Here is a 16,085-nt window from a genome sequence, read left to right as displayed (position 1 = left end):
ACTTAACCCATCAGTCACAAAGCGTTCGTGATCACGCAACACCGCTCGGTCACAGTGATGGCATGACTGAGATGCCTGAGTTGAATGCCCGCAGGAGCACCCGCCGCCACCACTGGCGGCGGGACATGATCGAGCTGGCCGCGCTGTTCACGGCCGTGGCGGTGGCCGACGGGCTGGCGAACATGGTCGCCCACGGGCCCGACGGACCGTTCCTGCTGATCGCCTCGGCGGTCGCCCTGGTGGCCACGGCGGCGTTCCACACGTGGTGGGCCAGGCGCCACAGCCACGCACCTCCGGCGGACACGCCCGCGGATACGGGCGCGGCGCCCGGCCCCACCGACGCCGCGTCCACCGACGGCTCCGCCGAAGCGGAGACGGCGCCCCGCGAGACCTCGCTGTGGCGGATGCGGGCCACCGTGCGGGACGAGCCGGGCAGCCTGGCCGCCCTGTGCACCGCGCTCGCCCACAGCCGGGTCGACATCCTCACCCTCCAGACGCACCCGCTGGCCGACGGCACCGTCGACGAGTTCCTGCTGCGGGCCCCCGCCGAGCTGGCGGGCGACCGGCTCACCCGGGAGATCGCGGCGGCGGGCGGCGGCGACATCTGGCTGGAGCGCGCGGACGCGCACGACCTCGTGGACGCGCCCACCCGGGTCCTCGGACTCGCCACCCGGACCGCGCTCGACGCAGCGGAACTGCCGCTCGCGCTACGGCAGTTGCTGGGCCGGTGCACCATCCACTCGCTGCCCGCCGTGTCCCTGTCCGGCCGCCCGACCGGTGAGACGGCGCCGGTCGAGGGCGTACTCGAGTCGACCACCATGCGGCTGCGCGACCCGAACGGCGGGGCCATCACCATCGAGCGGCCCTACCTCCCGTTCACCCCGACCGAGTTCGCGCGGGCGCGCGCGCTGGTCGAGCTGGACGCGCGGCTCGGCCCGCGCATCCCGCGCAGCCAGGACGTCCTCACCCTGCCCGAGGGCAACGAGATCACCGTCCGCCGGGCCGGTCAGGACGACGTCGACGCCGCCAAGGCCATGCACGAGCGCTGCTCCGACCGCACACTGAGCCTGCGCTACCACGGCCCCGTCGGCGACGCCGACCGCTACCTCAACCACCTGTTCAGCCCCCGCTACGGCCGCACCCTCACCGCCCAGACCGCCTCCGGGCGGCTCGTCGCCCTCGGCCATCTGCTGTGGGACGGCGACGAGACCGAGGTGGCGCTGCTCGTCGAGGACGACTGGCAGCGCCGGGGCATCGGCTCCGAGCTCCTGGAGCGCCTGGTGGCGCTGGCGGTCGAGGCGGGCTGCGAGAGCGTGTACGCGGTGACGCAGTCCTCCAACACCGGGATGGTGGCGGCGATGCGCGGCCTCGGCCTGCCGCTCGACTACCAGATCGAGGAGGGCACCCTGGTGGTCACCGCCCGGCTGCCGAAGGCTCGCGTACCGGCGCGTCCGTCGTTCGAGCGCTCGGAGTCCGAGCGTCCGTCACTGGAACAGCAGGCATCGTTCGAGCAGGCGTCGCAGGCGGAGCGCTGAGCGCCCGGTCCAGATCGTTCCACACGTCCTCCACGTCCTCCAGACCGACCGAGAGCCGCAGCAGGCGGTCGCTCACCCCGGCGGAGCGCCGGTCTCCCTCGGCCACGATGCGGTGGCTGATGGAGGCCGGGTGCTGGATGAGGGTGTCGACGCTGCCGAGGCTCACGGCCGGGGTGATGAGCCGGACGCCCGCGATGACGCGGTGCGGATCGCCGTCCACCTCGAAGGAGACCATCGCCCCGCCCACCTTCGGATAGTGGACGCGGGACACCCGCGGGTCGGCGGCCAGTCTGCGGGCCAGCTCCGCGGCGCTGCCCGCGGCCGCGCGCATCCGTACCGGAAGCGTCGCCAGGCCCCGCAGCAGCAGATAGCCCGCGAGCGGGTGCAGGACGCCGCCGGTGGCGAACCGCACCTGGCGCAGCTGCCGGGCGAACGCGTCGTCGCAGGCGACGACCCCGCCCATGACGTCGCCGTGGCCGCCCAGGTACTTGGTGGCGCTGTGCAGCACGATCCGCGCGCCCTGTTCGAGCGGCCGCTGGAGCACGGGCGTGGCGAAGGTGTTGTCGACGAGCAGCGGCACCGAGCCGCAGGCGTGGGCGACGGCCCGGATGTCGACCTCGGCGAGCGTCGGATTGGCCGGAGTCTCCACGATCACCAGACCGGTGTCGGGCCGCAGGGCGTCGGCGATGCCCGCCGGGTCCACCCAGGTCACCTCCGTACCGAGGAGTCCGGCGTCCAGGAGGTGGTCGCTGCAGCCGTACAGCGGCCGGACCGCGACCACGTGCCGCAGGCCGGCCGAGGCCCGGGCGAGCAGCACGGCGGAGAGGGCGGCCATGCCGCTGGCGAACGCGACGGCGCCGTCGGCCCCTTCCAGCCGTGCGAGCGCTGTCTCGAAACGGCCCACGGTGGGGTTGTCGAGGCGGGCGTACACCGGGGGCCCTTCGGGCAGCAGTCCGGTGGCCGCGAAGGCGTCGATCCGGGCTGCTTCGGCCGCGCTGTCGTACGAGGGGTAGGTCGTCGAGAGGTCGATCGGCGGGGCGTGCAGGCCGAGTCCCGCGAGGTCGTCGCGGCCGGCGTGGACGGCTTCGGTGGCCAGGGCACGGGGTGCGGCCTGGTCGCGGTCCTGCGTGTCGGAGTCCATGGCGGAACTGTGGAGACGTGACCGGAAATGAGCGGCGAGGTCCGTGCTACGTTCGGCCAATGGCCGATTCTGTCGCACTGGACCCGGTGGATCTGGACATTCTGCGCCTTCTGCAGAACGACGCCCGGACCACCTACCGTGATCTGGCGGCGCAGGTGGGCGTGGCGCCCTCCACCTGCCTCGACCGGGTGACCAGGCTGCGCCGCTCCGGAGTCATCCTGGGCCACCAGCTCCGTCTCGACCCGGCCAAAATGGGCCGTGGCCTGGAGGCACTCCTCTCCGTACAGGTGCGACCACATAGGCGTGAACTGATCGGCCCGTTCGTCGAGCGCATCCGGGCGCTTCCGGAGTCCCGTGCCCTGTTCCACCTCACCGGCCCGGACGACTACCTGGTCCACGTGGCCGTGACGGGCACCTCCGACCTTCAGCGGCTGGTCATCGACGAGTTCACCTCGCGGCGCGAAGTCGCCCGGGTGGAGACGCGGCTGATCTTCCAGCAGTGGGAGTGCGGCCCTCTGCTGCCACCCTCGTCGACACCGGTGTCAACTTCCGCTTCGTCCCCTCTCTCCCCTTCCGCCTCTGGTGGCTGAAGGTCGCCTGTTGGTGACGCGGAGCCTCCGCTCGTACGAGTATGTGGTCCATGCCAGACACTTCCAGCAGCGTGCTGCCCCGCCAGGTCGCCGACGCCTATGTCGACGCACTCATCGAACTCGACCCCATCACCGGTACCTATCTGGGCGTGCGCAAGAGCGCCCGGCTGCTTCCGGACTTCACGCCCGCCGGGCAGACGGCCGTGGCCGACCTGGCCCGCGCGACGCTGGCGCGGCTCGACGAAGCGGAGCGGCTGCCGGGCGCGGACAGCGACTCCGAGCGGCGCTGCGCCAGACTGCTGCGGGAGCGCCTGACGTCCGAACTCGCCGTCCACGACGCCCAGGAGGGCCTGCGCTGCATCAGCAATCTGCGCTCGCCCGTCCACTCGGTGCGCCAGGTGTTCACCATGATGCCGGTCGCCGACGAGGCGGACTGGGCGGATGTCGCGGCCCGGCTCAGGGCCGTCCCCGCAGCCCTTGAGGGCTATCGCGCCGCATTGCAACTGGGGCTCGACCGCAAGCTGTTCGCCGGCCCGCGCGCCACGGCCACCTTCACCGGCCAGCTCACCGAGTGGATCGGCACGGAACGCAACTGGTTCGAGGAGTTCGTCGCGCCGGGCCCCGAGTCCCTGCGCCCCGAACTGGACGCGGGCGCGCGCGTGGCGGGCGGGGCGCTGGTCGCCCTGCGCGACTGGCTGCGCGAGGTGTACGCGCCCGCGATCGCCGGGGCGCCGGACACCGTGGGCCGCGAGCGGTACGCCCGGTGGGTGCGCTACTTCAACGGGACGACCCTGGACCTCGACGAGGCGTACGCCTACGGCTGGTCCGAGTACCACCGCATCCTCGGCGAGATGAAGACCGAGGCCGACAAGATCCTTCCGGGCGCGGGCCCTTGGGAGGCGCTGGCGCACCTCGACGAGCACGGCGCCCACATCGAGGGTGTGGACGAGGTCCGCGAGTGGCTCCAGGCCCTGATGGACGAGGCGATCGACGCGCTGGACGGCACGCACTTCGAACTCGCCGAGCGGGTACGGAAGGTGGAGTCGCACATCGCGCCGCCCGGCAGCGCCGCCGCGCCCTACTACACGGGCCCCTCGGAGGACTTCTCGCGCCCCGGCCGCACCTGGCTGCCGACCATGGGCGAGACCCGCTTCCCGGTGTACGACCTGGTCTCGACCTGGTACCACGAGGGCGTTCCGGGTCACCATCTGCAGATCGCGCAGTGGCGGCACGTGGCGGACCGGCTCTCGCGCTACCAGGCGACCATCGGCACGGTGAGCGCCAACGCCGAGGGCTGGGCGCTGTATGCCGAGCGGCTCATGGACGAGCTGGGCTTCCTGCCCGACCCGGAGCGGCGGCTGGGCTACCTGGACGCGCAGATGATGCGGGCGTGCCGGGTCATCGTCGACATCGGCATGCACCTGGAGCTGGAGATTCCGGACCACTCGCCGTTCCGTCCCGGCGAGCGGTGGACGCCGGAGCTGGCGCAGGAGTTCTTCGGGAACCACAGCGGGCGTCCGGCGGACTTCGTGGAGAGCGAGCTCACCCGGTATCTGTCCGTGCCCGCCCAGGCGATCGGCTACAAGCTGGGCGAGCGGGCCTGGCTGATGGGCCGGGAGAACGCGAAGAAGCACCACGGCGACGCGTTCGACGCCCGGGCCTGGCACATGGCGGCGCTCTCACAGGGACCGCTGGGCCTCGACGACCTGGTGGACGAGCTGTCCAAGCTCTGACGCGGTGTGGGTGGTGGGCCCGGCTCACCACCCACGGCCCGCCGCCCGAGGCCGGGCCGTCAGCAGCCGCAGTTCTGCGCACCGAGGGGCGCGGTCAGCGGATCGGCCTCGCGCTTCCCGCGGCCCTCCCAGGTCTCGAACTCGAAGCCCTCGCGCACCCAGTACTCGAAGCCGCCGAGCATCTCCTTGACCTGGTAGCCGAGTTCGGCCAGGGCGAGGGCGGCGCGGGTGGCGCCGTTGCAGCCGGGGCCCCAGCAGTAGGTGACGACCGGCACGGCCTTGTCGAGCAGCTGCTCGGCCTGCTCGGCGATGAGCGCGGTCGGCAGGTGCACGGCGCCGGGCACATGGCCCTGGTCCCAGGCCTCCGTGGAGCGCGAGTCCAGCACGACGAAGCCCTGCTCTCCACCCTGGGCCAGCACGGACGCCACGTCGGAGACATCGGCGTGGAAGACCAGGCTGGCGCGGAAGTACGCGGCGGCGTCGGCGGGCGCGGCCGGGGCGACGCGCAGGACGGGGTTGGCGGCGGTGGCGAGCTGCGTTGTTGTCATGGCCAGAAATCTACGGCTCTTGATCATTGGCCGGAAGATACGATCCCCGGAACATCTCTTGATTCGCCGGGGATTTCACTGTTGTCTGGCAGCCATGACCGAGTATTCCCCGGACAACACCGACTGGCGCATCCTGGACGCCCTCCAGCAGGACGGCCGGGCCAGCTTCGCGGAGCTGGCCCGCGCCGTCGCCATGTCCCCGAGCGCCGTGACGGAACGGGTGCGGCGACTCGAAGAAGCGGGGGTGATCTCGGGCTATACGGCGATCGTCGACCAGGAGCGGCTCGGCCGGGGCATCCTCGCCTTCGTACGGCTGCGGTACCCGAACGGCAACTACAAGCCGTTCCACGATCTCCTTGAGGCGACTGCGGAGATCATGGAGGCGCACCACGTCACGGGCGACGACTGCTTTGTGATCAAGGTCGGCGCACGGTCGATGAGCCACCTGGAGGAGATCTCCGGGAAGATCGGCGCACTGGGGTCGGTGACGACAAGCGTCGTCTACTCCTCGCCACTGCCCCGACGCGCGATCGGCCGCTGAGCGCCGGCCGGGGTACCTAATCCCCGGCCCCAGCCGAGCGGTGGCGCACCTCCGACCCGTTGCGCTCCTTGACGATCTCCAGCTGGGTCGGGATACGGCGGCGCAGATCCCCGACATGGCTGACGATGCCGACGCTGCGGTCCCGCTCGCGCAGCGAGTCCAGTACGTCCAGGACCTCGTCCAGGGCCTGGTCGTCGAGGCTGCCGAAGCCCTCGTCGATGAAGAGCGTGTCGAGCCGCACGCCCCCGGCCTCGTCGGTGACCACATCGGCCAGGCCCAGCGCCAGCGCGAGCGACGCGAAGAACGTCTCGCCGCCCGAGAGCGTGGCGGTGTCGCGCTCCCGGCCCGTCCAGGCATCGACCACATGCAGCCCCAGGCCGGAACGGCCGCGTCCGCCCCGGGCGTCGGAGTGCACCAGTGTGTACCGCCCGCCGGACATCCGGCTCAGCCGGGCCGTCGCGGCGGCCGCCACCTGCTCAAGGCGCGCGGCCAGCACATACGACTCCAGGCGCATCTTGCGCTCGTTGTCGGCGGAGGTGCCCGCGGTGAGCCCGGCCAGGCGGGCCACCCGGTCGTACTCCTCGCGCAGCGGCCCGATCCGGCGCGTCTCCGCGGCGGCCTCCCGCCCCAGCCGGCCGAGCTCGGCGCAGCGGGCGCGCGCGGCGGCGAGCACCGAGGCGGCCTCCCGGAGAGCCCGTTCCACGCGCGCGTGGGCGGCCTCGGCCTCCTCGGTCCGCGCGGCCGGGCGCGCGGACGCCGCGACCGTGGCGGGCTCGGCGAGCCGGTCGGCGACGGCCGCCTCCTCGCGCTGCCACTCGTCGAGCCGGTGCTGGAGCTCGCGCTGCTGCCGGTCGTCGAGGAAAGCCTCCGCCGCTGCCCGAGGGGTGTCGAACCCGGCTCGGAAGGCCACCTCGGAGAGCCGCCCGTCCGCGTCCTTGAGCCGCTGGGCGGTCGCCTCGACCTCACGGACGGCCCCGGCGGCCCCGGCGAGCAGCCCGGCCCGGTGCTCAAGCAGGTCCGCCTGCTCGGCGACGCTGCGCGCCTCGCCCCGGGCCGCCGCCAACTCCCTTTCCAGGGAGGCCTGTTCCCGGTCGATCTCCTCGCGCCGTGCGGTACGGGCCGAGACGCGCCTGTCCGCCTCGCGCTGCTGCGCCAGGCGTCGCGCGTGCTCGCGCTCCGCGCTCTCGAAGGCCTCCCGGGCGGCGTGCAGCCCGGCGGCCAGCGCACGGCTCTCGCCGTACTCGGCCCCCCACTCGCGCACTTGGCCGTCGAGCACGGCGAGGGTCTCCGTGCCCGCCTCCGCGCTCGCCGCCGCGAACCGCTCGCGTACGGAGGCGAGGGCGCGCTCGGCTTCGGCGCGGGCCGCTTCGGCCTGCCGGTACGCCTCGTGGGCGGCCTCCTCCGTCCTACGGTCCACCTGGCCGGTCGTGGCGCGCGCGGGGGCGGGGTGCTCGGGCGAGCCGCAGACGGCGCACGCCTCGCCGTCGCGCAGCCCCGCGGCGAGCTCGGCCGCGATGCCGCGCAGCCGCTCCTCGCGCAGGGCGAGCCAGTGCTCATGGGCGGTGTTGGCCCGCTCCCGGGCAGTGCTCTGCCGCTCCTCGGCCGCGGCCACGCGCGCGTGGAGGGCGTCGCGGTCGCGGGCCGCCGCCAGCCTGCGCCGGGCCGGTTCGAGCCGTCCCGCCAGCTGTTCGGTACGGGTGGCGGCCTGGTGGGCGGCGTCGATGCGCTCCTGGTGGCGCCGGCGGTCGCCCTCCCAGGAGGCGAGCCAGCCGGCCGCGTCGAGGAGCAGCTGCTCGTCGGCCCTGGCCTGGCGGTCGAGCTCGGCGCGCTCGGCGGTGATCTCGGCGCTGCGGGCCTCGGCCCTGCGGGCGGCGTCGAGCGCGCCCAGCTCCTGGCGCATCTGCCGCTCCAGCGCGCCGAGTTGGTCCGCCCCCGCCTCGGCCAGATCGGGGGGCAGCAGCGCGCGGGAGCGCTCGCGGGCCGTGGCCGCCGTGTGGTGCTCGCGCTCGGTCTCCGCGCGCAGCGTGAGGGCGGGGGCGACGAGGTCGGCCTTGCGGGCCCGGTCGAGCCGGTCCCGCACGGCGGCGCGGCGGGGCTCGGCCGCGGCCAGCTCGTCGGCGCGGCGGCGGGCGTCCGCGTAACGGCGCTGCAGCTCGGCGAGGCGGCGCTCGTCGTCCAGCGCGATACGGGCGGCGGCCTGCCGGCTCTCGGCGGCCGTGACGGCGCACTCCGCGACGGCGAGCCGCTCGCGGGCCCCGGCGCGCGCGACAGCGGCCCACTCCAGGACGGCCTCGGCGAGCCCGGGCTCCCCCGGGCGGTGCTCCGGCAGGGGCCAGTCGCGCGCGTCCGCACTGTCCCCGGCGGCCTGCGCCATCCGCTGGGCGAGCGCGAGCAGCCGCTCGTCACCGGCTCTGACCTGCTGTTCGGCGGCGCGGCGCAGCTCGGCCAGACGCTCTTCGACAGCGGCGAAGCGGCCGGTGTCGAAGAGCCGCCCGAGCAGCTTGCCGCGCGCCTCGGCGTCGGACCGCAGGAACTTGGCGAAGTCGCCCTGCGGCAGCAGGACGACCTGGCAGAACTGCTCGCGGCTCATACCGACGAGCTGCCCGATCTCCTCCCCCACCTCCTGGTGGGAGCGGCTGAGCGCCTGCCAGACGGCGTCCCGCGCGTCGTACTCGCGCAGCCAGGTCTGCGCCTTCTCGGAGGTGAAGCCGGTGCCGCGCTTCTTCGGCCGGTTCTGCTGGGGCCGCCGGGTGATCTCCAACCGCCGTCCGCCGACGGTCAGATCGAGCAGGACCTCGGTGACGGTCTCGGGCGCGGCGTGGTCGCTGCGCAGGGTGGCGCCGGGGCTCTGGCGGGCTCCGGGCACCGCCCCGTACAGCGCGTAGCAGACGGCGTCCAGGACGGAGGTCTTGCCCGCGCCGGTCGCCCCGTGGAGCAGGAAGAGCCCGGCGGCGGAGAGCGCGTCGAAGTCGACCTCCTGGGTGCCGCCGAAGGGGCCGAAGGCGGTGACGCGCAGCCGGTGCAGCCTCATCGGGCCCCCTCCCGTGCGGCCGCGCCCTCGCGCGCGTGGTCCTGGGTGAGCGCCGACTCGACCCGTACGTCGTCGAAGGCGGCGCGCAGCACCGTCCGCTCCCGCTCGTCCGGGCCGCTGCCGCCGCGCACATGGGCCACGAAGTCCTCCGCGATCTCCTGGTCGGTACGGCCCTGGAGGCGTCGCGCGTACGAGGCGAGCGGGTCCTCGGGGGCGCGGTCCGGGTCGAAGACCAGGCTCAGCGTGTGCGGGAAGCGGGCGGCGACGCGGGCCATCGCGTCGTCGGGGCGGACCGGGTCGGTGAGCGTCGCCTCGACCCACGCCCCCTCGTGACGCTCAAGGGCGGGCTCTTCGAGCAGGTCGTCGAGCCGGCCCCGGATGCGGGCGAGCGGGCGCGGGACCGGGCAGTCGATCCGCTCGGCGGCCACCGATCCGTCGGCGGCCAGGTCGACGAGCCACATCGACTTGCGGTGGGTGGTCTCGGAGAACGAGTACGCCAGCGGGGAGCCCGAGTAGCGCACGCGGTCGGAGAGGGTCTGGCTGCCGTGGAGATGGCCGAGCGCCACATAGTCGACGCCGTCGAAGACTCCCGCGGGCACGGCGGCGACCCCGCCGACCGTGATGTCCCGCTCGCTGTCGCTGACCTCTCCGCCCGCCACGAAGGCGTGGGCGAGGACGACGGAGCGGGTGCCTCGCGCGCGTGCCGCGAGATCCGCCCGGACGCGCTCCATGGCCGCGCCGAGGACCTGCTCGTGCCCGGCTTTGGCGGTCTTGAACTCGTCGCGGACCAGGGCCGGTTCGAGGTAGGGCAGCCCGTAGAGAGCCACCTCGCCGTGGGCGTCGGACAGCAGCACCGGAGTGCCGCACCCGGCCGGGTCGGTGCGCAGATGGATGCCCGCCCGCTCGATGAGGCCCGCGCCGACGCCGAGCCGCCGGGCCGAGTCGTGGTTCCCGGAGATCATGACCGTCTGCACGCCCTCCTCGGCGAGGCGGTGGATGGCGCGGTCGAAGAGCTCCACGGCCGCGAGCGGCGGCACGGCCCGGTCGTAGACATCCCCTGCCACGAGGACCGCGTCCACGTCGCGCTCGCGCACCGTCGCCACCAGGTGGTCGAGGAACGCGGCCTGGGCGTCGAGCAGGGCGACCCGGTGGAACGACCGTCCCAGGTGCCAGTCCGACGTGTGCAGGAATCTCATGATCCCCGAGGGTAACGGTGGGGTCGGACATCCCGGGCGGCAACTGCCTTACCGGTACGGCGCAGAGTTGTCACGCGTCCCCGTACGCCTCTCCGCCGAGCTCCAGCGTCGCGCTGCCCGCGGTGACATCCGCGAGCCAGCGCCGCAAGGACTCCACGTCCGCCTCCGGGATGCCGATCTCGATGGTCACGGCCTCGGCGTAGCGCACCTCGCGCACCGCGCGGCCGGTGGCCCGCAGATCGTTCTCCAGCTTGCCCGCGCGCTGGTGGTCGACGGTGACGGTGGCGAGGCGGAACCGCCGGCGCACCACGGTGCCGAGCGCGTCGAGGGCTTCGCCGACCGCTCCCCCGTACGCGCGGATGAGCCCGCCGGCGCCGAGCTTCACGCCGCCGTAGTAGCGGGTGACGACGGCGACGGCGTACCGCACCTCGCGGCGGGTCAGCATCTGGAGCATCGGGACTCCGGCGGTCCCTCCCGGCTCGCCGTCGTCGCTCGCCTTCTGCACCGAGGCGTCGGCCCCGATGACGTACGCGAAGCAGTTGTGGGTCGCCGTCGGGTGCTCCCTGCGGACGCGCGCGATGAAGTCCTGCGCCTCCTGCTCGGTCGCGGCGGGCGCGAGCGCGCAGAGGAACCGCGATCGGTTGACCTCGGTCTCGTGCACGCCCTCGCGGGCGATCGTCCGGTACTGCTCCTGCATACGGCCACCCTATGCGGTGCCACACGTCTGACCTGCTGGTCGCCCTGGCGCCCCGGACCTGGAGACCGAGATCCCCGGCCCGCCCCAGGGGTGCGGGGTGACCGATGTCACCCGGCTCGGCGCGACGGCACGCTCGGGGCGGATATCCGGCGGCACACGCAGGCCACGCCGGGTGGATGTCAGTTGAACCTTCACCCGCTCCTCCCCCTTGATCCTCAACTCTCCCTATAGGCACCTCCCCCAGGCTGCGGGGAGGAGTCGTGCCACAGCAGAGAGTGCGCCGGTTCGTAAGGAGCAACCCGATATGTCATCAAACCTCCCGTTATTCTCCGTCCTCCTGGGAGGCGATTACGCGGGCAAGTCATCGGCGATGTCACGGCTCGCGGGAGACCCGGAGCCAGTCCGGGTCGTCTCGGTCGACGATCACTTCCTCACCGACCGGCACGCGCTGATCGGCCGGCTGCGGCGCGACGTGGTCAAGGATGTCGCGGCCCCGGACGGCGCCTACTCGCCGGACTTCATGGCCAGCATGCTCCAGACCGCCGTGGTGCACCTGCGCGACCAGCTCCTCACGGCCGCGGAGGCCGCCGACGGACGGCCGCTCCTCGTCGACTCGTACTACTACAAGATCCTCGCGAAGTGCCGCCTCGCGGGGGTGAGCGAGAACCCCATGTACGACTGGTGGCGCTCGTTCCCGCAGCCGCGCCACGTCGTCTACCTCAAGGTCTCGCCGCACGAGGCCTGGCGCCGCAGCCGCCGCGGGACCCGGCTCAACTCCCTCGAACACTACGGCGAGCGGCCGAACCGGACGTCGTTCGAGCGGTACCAGACCGACCTGGAGAAGCTGATGCGGGACGAGATCCGGGATCTCCCGGTGACGGTCGTGGAGCAGCAGAACTCCCCCGGGCGGACCGCCGACGCGGTGCGGGAGGTGCTCTGTCATGACTACGTCTGAGACTCGTCAGGACGGCCTGTCCTGGGCCGATCCGCAGCGGATCGGACGGTACCGGTCGCGGGTGTTCGCCGAGCGGGCCCGGCTGCGGGCGGCGTTCGCGGATCCGGCCGGACACCAGCAGCGGGTCCTGGAGGACCTGCTCGCCTTCAACGCCGACACCGCCTACGGGCGCGCCCACGGCTTCGCCCGGATCCGTACGCTGGACGACTGGCGCAAGGCCGTACCCGTGCAGGACTACAGCGGCCTCGCCCCCTGGATCGAACGGGCAGCGGCCGGCGAGGACAACATCCTCACCGCCGACAGACCCGCCGTCTTCTTCACCAGCAGCGGCAGCACCGGCGCCCGCAAGAAGATCCCCGTCACCCCGCAGTTCATGCGCACCACGTTCTTTCCCTTCTACTACGCCGCCTGGGCGCCGCTCATCGAGCACTTCCCCGACGTCCTCGCGCGCCCGGACGCGGTACTGAACCTCAAGCACGACCCGATCGCCGCCCCGCCCACCACGGCCTCCGGCAAGCCACACGTCGGGGCCAGCCAGGTCGACTTCGGCGCCAGGTTCGGTGAGCCGCTCTCCGCGGAGCCCGGCACGAGTGCCCCCTGGGCCACCCTGCCGGTGCCGGTGGCGGCCGATGCGCATCTGGAGAAGATGTATCTGCGGCTGCGCCTGGCCGTAGAGAGCGATGTGCGCTGTGTCATCGGCATCAACCCGGCCATGGTCGCCGCCCTCCCCCACCAGTTGAACCTGTGGTGGGAGCGCATCGTCCAAGAGGTGCGCGACGGCACCCTGGGCGGACACCCCCACGGCTCCCCCAACCCTGAGCGCGCCCGCGAACTCGACCGCCTCGCCGCGCGCTTCGGGCGGGTCCGGCCCGCCCACATCTGGCCGCGGATGCGGGCCCTGTTCTGCTGGACCACCGGCCTCGCCTCGCTCTATCTGCCGCGGCTGCGCGAGGAGTTCGGGCCGGCGGTCACCCTCCTGCCCGCCCCGGTCGCCGCATCGGAGGGCCCCACCGGCGTCGCCCTCGACCGTCACCCGACCGCCGGAAGCCTCGTCGTCACCGCCTCCGTACACGAGTTCGCCGACGCCGACGCCGATCTCACCCCGGACATGCCCACCCTCCAGCCCCACGAGCTTGAGGTGGGCCGCGACTACCACACCGTCTTCAGCCACATCGGCGGCCTCTACCGCTACGCCGTCGGCGACGTCGTACGGGTCGTCGACCGCGAGGACGGCGTGCCGCGCCTCGAATACACCGGCCGCAGCTCCCTCTCCAACGCCGCCGGGGAACGTCTGCGCGACGCCCACGTCCTGCGTGCCCTCGGCACCGCCCTGGCCGCAGGCGGCCTCGAACTGCGCAACACCGCCTGTCGCGTCACCCACGCACAACACGGCACCCCCGCCTACCGGTTCGCCCTCGCCTCGGCCACCCCCTGGAGCGGAGACGAAACCGAAGCGTTCCTGAAGCGCCTCGACCACGCCCTCGGCCACGAATCCCCCGGCTATCACCACGCCCGGACCCACCACCGCCTGGGCGCCCCCACCTCCCTGCATCTGCACCCCGACGCCTTCCTCGACGACTGGCACGCCGCCGTCGCCACCGGCGTCCGCCCCACCCAGGTCAAAGACCGGCTCTTCCGCCAAGACCCGGCGCAATGGCAACGACTCACCGACGGGAACGGTTCCTGAACGGCACTCCTCCAGGCGCGGCCGCACCCCACTGCGGGCCCCGCACTCCACCCATCCGACCGAAGGAGACGAGAACCCCGTGACCGAGTTGCTCGACGCAGTCGAACGCACCGCCCTGCTCACCGCTGCCCTGCGTGCCGCGGAGACGCGTCGGCCCGACCGCATCTACCAGGATCCGTACGCGGACGCGCTCTGCGGTGAGATCGGGCCGGAGCTGCTCGCGGAGATCCGGAAGGCGACGTTCCCGGCGGACGCCTCGCGTACGCTCCCCAGCACCCCCGACTACAACGCCATCCGCACCCGGTTCTTCGACGACTACCTCCAAGAGGCCGCCCGCGAGCCCGGGATGCGGCAGATCGTGCTCGCCCCGGCCGGGATGGACTCGCGCGCCTACCGGCTGGACTGGCCCGAGGGGCTGCGCTACTACGAGGTCGACCGGCCCGCGGTGCTGGCGTACAAGAAGGACCGGCTGGAGGGCGTCAGCCCGCGGACCGACCACCGTACGGTCGCCGTGGACCTCACCTCTCCCGACTGGGAGGACGACCTCCGGGAGGCGGGGTACGACCCGGCCCTGCCGTCCACCTGGCTGCTCGAAGGGCTGCTGTACTACATCCCCGAGCAGGACACCCACCGCATCCTGCGCCGCGTCGCCGCCTTCTCGGCGCCCGGCAGCCGGATCGCCGCCGACCTGGTCAACGCCGCCGCCCTGACGCTCCCGCAGATGCGCGGGCTGCTGGACGTCTTCGCGGGCTGGGGCTGCCCCTGGTTGTTCGGGACCGACGAGCCCGAGGCGCTCTTCGAGAGCTTGGGGTTCTCCGTCGAGGCGCTGCAACCCGGCGAACCGGGCGCGGACTTCGGCCGCTGGCCGGACCCGGTGCCGGCGCGGCACGAGGCGAACGTGCGCCGGGTGTTCTTCATCCACGGTCGGCGGCGCTGAGATGCCGACAGCTTTGGTCGTGGGAGGCAGTGTCGCGGGTCTGGCCTCCGCGCTCGCGCTGGCCGGTTCCGGACGGCAGGTCGTCGTCCTGGAGCGCTCCGCCCCACCGCCCCGGGGCGCGATGGCCGACCTGCACAGCCGCTGGCAGCGGCCGACCGTGCCGCAGGCCCAGCAGTCCCACACGCTGACCTCGCTCGGCGTGCGCACGCTGCGCACGCGCGCGCCCGAGGTCCTGGAGCGGCTGGTCGCCGCCGGTGCCCCGCTGTTCGACCTCACGCGCGCGTTGCCGCAGGGTGCGACCGACCGGGCGCGCGAGGTGGGCGACGACGAACTGGTCGCGCTGGGCTGCCGCCGCACCACGCTCGAACTCGTCCTGTACCGGACGGTCGAGGCCCTGCCGCAGGTGGAGATCCGGCACGGCACGACGGTGCGCGGGCTGCGGCTGAGCGCCGACCGGCAGTCCGTGCGCGGCGTGGTGACGACGGACGGCGCGCACCTGCCCGCCGATGTGGTCGTGGACGCCACCGGCCGCCGCGCGGCCTCGCGCGGCTGGCTCACGGATGCCGGGATTCCGGTGGCGGGGGATCTGACCAGCCCGTCCGGGCTGCGCGGCTTCACCCGGTTCTACCGGCTCAGAAGCAGTTCTCTGCCCGGGCCGCTCAACCGGGGCCATGCCGCCGGGGACATCTGGGACCACTACGCGGGCGTGCTGCACCCCGGCGACGCGGGCACCTTCGCGATCGCCCTGGGCACGCTGCCCGGCGACACGGAACTGGACCGGCTGCGGCACGCCGATGACTTCACCGCCGTCGCGCGCGCCACTCCGGGCCTGGCCGACTGGCTCGACGACGCCGTCAGCGCGCCCATCTCCGCCGTCCATGTGATCGGCAGCCCGGCCAACGCGCTGCGCGCCACCGCCGTGCACCCGCCCGTGGCGGGCCTGTTCCCGGTCGGGGACGCCGCCTGTGTCACCAACCCGCTCTACGGGCGCGGGATGTCGCTGGCGCTCGCGCAGGCCTTCGGCCTCGCCGACGCGCTGGCCGCGCGCCCCGCGACCAAACGGACCGAGGCCGCGGCCGGGTTCGCCGATACGTTCCTGCGGCCGTGGTACGAGCACGCGGCGAGCACCGACCGGGAGCGGATCGGGCGCTGGAGCGCCGTCGTGCACGGCCGGCCGCTGCCGCCCGCCTACGCCGGCTGCCCCGACACGTCCATACGGGCGGCCGCCGCCCAGGACGGGACGGTGTGGCGCGGGCTGATGCGGGTCCTGATGGGGCTGAGCACTCCGGACGAGGTGTTCGGGGACGAGAAGTTCCGGCATCGCGTGGCTCAGGCGCCCCGTGGCGCGGTCCCGGCGGGCACCGCGACCATGCCCCGCCAGGACCTCCTCGGCGCCCTCGTGGCGGCGCAAGGAGGCCGGTCGTGACGCCGTGCGGAAGGAGATCCGTCGTGACGCCGTCCCGTCGCCGTGCCCCCTCCGTGGTGGAAGGAGCA

The 16,085-nt window shown here is 73.4% G+C and carries 12 protein-coding genes and 1 pseudogene; 8 read left to right on the top strand and 5 right to left on the bottom strand.

The features are described from left to right. Positions 1–71: 71 nt before the first annotated feature. A pseudogene (locus ACFWA7_RS15265) lies at positions 72–1,481 on the top strand (GNAT family N-acetyltransferase); the annotation flags it as partial. On the opposite strand, the gene ACFWA7_RS15260 reads toward ACFWA7_RS15265, so the two are convergent. Further along, on the bottom strand, positions 1,414–2,676 hold the full coding sequence (locus ACFWA7_RS15260) for a trans-sulfuration enzyme family protein (protein WP_385534888.1): 1,263 nt from the start codon (positions 2,674–2,676) through the stop codon (positions 1,414–1,416). The pseudogene ACFWA7_RS15265 and the gene ACFWA7_RS15260 sit on opposite strands and share 68 nt — an antisense overlap. A 59-nt stretch (positions 2,677–2,735) precedes the next feature. Here ACFWA7_RS15260 and ACFWA7_RS15255 point away from each other — a divergent pair, with 59 nt between their 5' ends. Together ACFWA7_RS15255 and ACFWA7_RS15250 are read left to right on the top strand one after the other, a co-directional pair. Then, positions 2,736–3,266: an Lrp/AsnC family transcriptional regulator gene (locus tag ACFWA7_RS15255; protein ID WP_385534886.1), complete on the top strand. Its 531-nt coding sequence runs from the start codon at positions 2,736–2,738 to the stop codon at positions 3,264–3,266. A gap of 50 nt (positions 3,267–3,316) precedes the next feature. Then, positions 3,317–4,999, top strand: a complete 1,683-nt coding sequence (locus ACFWA7_RS15250) for a DUF885 domain-containing protein (RefSeq protein WP_385534884.1) — start codon at positions 3,317–3,319, stop codon at positions 4,997–4,999. Between the two features lie 59 nt (positions 5,000–5,058). Here the strand turns inward: ACFWA7_RS15250 and ACFWA7_RS15245 are convergent, their stop codons facing one another. Next, positions 5,059–5,547, bottom strand: coding sequence for a rhodanese-like domain-containing protein (locus ACFWA7_RS15245; protein WP_385534882.1), 489 nt, complete (start codon positions 5,545–5,547; stop codon positions 5,059–5,061). 94 nt (positions 5,548–5,641) lie between these two features. Between ACFWA7_RS15245 and ACFWA7_RS15240 the strand changes: the two genes are divergently transcribed. Beyond that, positions 5,642–6,088: an Lrp/AsnC family transcriptional regulator gene (locus tag ACFWA7_RS15240; protein WP_385534879.1), complete on the top strand. Its 447-nt coding sequence runs from the start codon at positions 5,642–5,644 to the stop codon at positions 6,086–6,088. Positions 6,089–6,104: 16 nt separating this feature from the next. Here ACFWA7_RS15240 and ACFWA7_RS15235 read toward each other — a convergent pair whose 3' ends face one another. From ACFWA7_RS15235 to ACFWA7_RS15225, 3 genes are all read right to left on the bottom strand, one after another. Next, entirely contained in the window at positions 6,105–9,119 is a 3,015-nt protein-coding gene (locus tag ACFWA7_RS15235) for an AAA family ATPase (protein ID WP_385534877.1), read from the bottom strand. Further along, positions 9,116–10,315, bottom strand: a complete 1,200-nt coding sequence (locus ACFWA7_RS15230) for an exonuclease SbcCD subunit D (RefSeq protein WP_385534875.1) — start codon at positions 10,313–10,315, stop codon at positions 9,116–9,118. The genes ACFWA7_RS15235 and ACFWA7_RS15230 overlap by 4 nt, the downstream gene beginning before the upstream one ends. Positions 10,316–10,385: 70 nt before the next feature. Next, complete coding sequence (locus ACFWA7_RS15225) at positions 10,386–11,012, bottom strand: YigZ family protein (protein WP_385534873.1); 627 nt, start codon at positions 11,010–11,012, stop codon at positions 10,386–10,388. 304 nt (positions 11,013–11,316) lie between these two features. Here ACFWA7_RS15225 and ACFWA7_RS15220 point away from each other — a divergent pair, with 304 nt between their 5' ends. The 4 genes from ACFWA7_RS15220 (at position 11,317) to ACFWA7_RS15205 (ending at position 16,017) form a co-directional block, all read left to right on the top strand. Beyond that, complete coding sequence (locus ACFWA7_RS15220) at positions 11,317–11,967, top strand: hypothetical protein (protein WP_385534871.1); 651 nt, start codon at positions 11,317–11,319, stop codon at positions 11,965–11,967. Beyond that, positions 11,954–13,654 carry a GH3 auxin-responsive promoter family protein gene (locus ACFWA7_RS15215; protein WP_385823326.1) on the top strand — a complete coding sequence of 567 codons (1,701 nt, stop codon included), beginning with the start codon at positions 11,954–11,956 and terminating at the stop codon, positions 13,652–13,654. Before ACFWA7_RS15220 ends, ACFWA7_RS15215 begins: the two co-directional genes overlap by 14 nt. A 79-nt stretch (positions 13,655–13,733) precedes the next feature. Then, entirely contained in the window at positions 13,734–14,591 is an 858-nt protein-coding gene (locus ACFWA7_RS15210; RefSeq protein ID WP_385534867.1) for a class I SAM-dependent methyltransferase, read from the top strand. 19 nt (positions 14,592–14,610) lie between these two features. Further along, positions 14,611–16,017: an NAD(P)/FAD-dependent oxidoreductase gene (locus tag ACFWA7_RS15205; protein ID WP_385823324.1), complete on the top strand. Its 1,407-nt coding sequence runs from the start codon at positions 14,611–14,613 to the stop codon at positions 16,015–16,017. The last annotated feature ends 68 nt before the right edge of the window (positions 16,018–16,085 follow it).

This window comes from Streptomyces sp. NPDC059994 (assembly GCF_042737755.1).
Taxonomy (GTDB): Bacteria; Actinomycetota; Actinomycetes; order Streptomycetales; family Streptomycetaceae; genus Streptomyces.
This window is presented reverse-complemented; position numbering and strand designations above follow the sequence as displayed.

Excerpts from the sequence above, each read along its gene's own strand:
- ACFWA7_RS15260 (WP_385534888.1), bottom strand. The coding sequence starts at position 2,676 with ATGGACTCCGACACGCAGGACCGCGACCAGGCCGCACCCCGTGCCCTG.
- ACFWA7_RS15255 (WP_385534886.1), top strand. The coding sequence starts at position 2,736 with ATGGCCGATTCTGTCGCACTGGACCCGGTGGATCTGGACATTCTGCGC.
- ACFWA7_RS15250 (WP_385534884.1), top strand. The coding sequence starts at position 3,317 with ATGCCAGACACTTCCAGCAGCGTGCTGCCCCGCCAGGTCGCCGACGCC.
- ACFWA7_RS15245 (WP_385534882.1), bottom strand. The coding sequence starts at position 5,547 with ATGACAACAACGCAGCTCGCCACCGCCGCCAACCCCGTCCTGCGCGTC.
- ACFWA7_RS15240 (WP_385534879.1), top strand. The coding sequence starts at position 5,642 with ATGACCGAGTATTCCCCGGACAACACCGACTGGCGCATCCTGGACGCC.
- ACFWA7_RS15235 (WP_385534877.1), bottom strand. The coding sequence starts at position 9,119 with ATGAGGCTGCACCGGCTGCGCGTCACCGCCTTCGGCCCCTTCGGCGGC.
- ACFWA7_RS15230 (WP_385534875.1), bottom strand. The coding sequence starts at position 10,315 with ATGAGATTCCTGCACACGTCGGACTGGCACCTGGGACGGTCGTTCCAC.
- ACFWA7_RS15225 (WP_385534873.1), bottom strand. The coding sequence starts at position 11,012 with ATGCAGGAGCAGTACCGGACGATCGCCCGCGAGGGCGTGCACGAGACC.
- ACFWA7_RS15220 (WP_385534871.1), top strand. The coding sequence starts at position 11,317 with ATGTCATCAAACCTCCCGTTATTCTCCGTCCTCCTGGGAGGCGATTAC.
- ACFWA7_RS15215 (WP_385823326.1), top strand. The coding sequence starts at position 11,954 with ATGACTACGTCTGAGACTCGTCAGGACGGCCTGTCCTGGGCCGATCCG.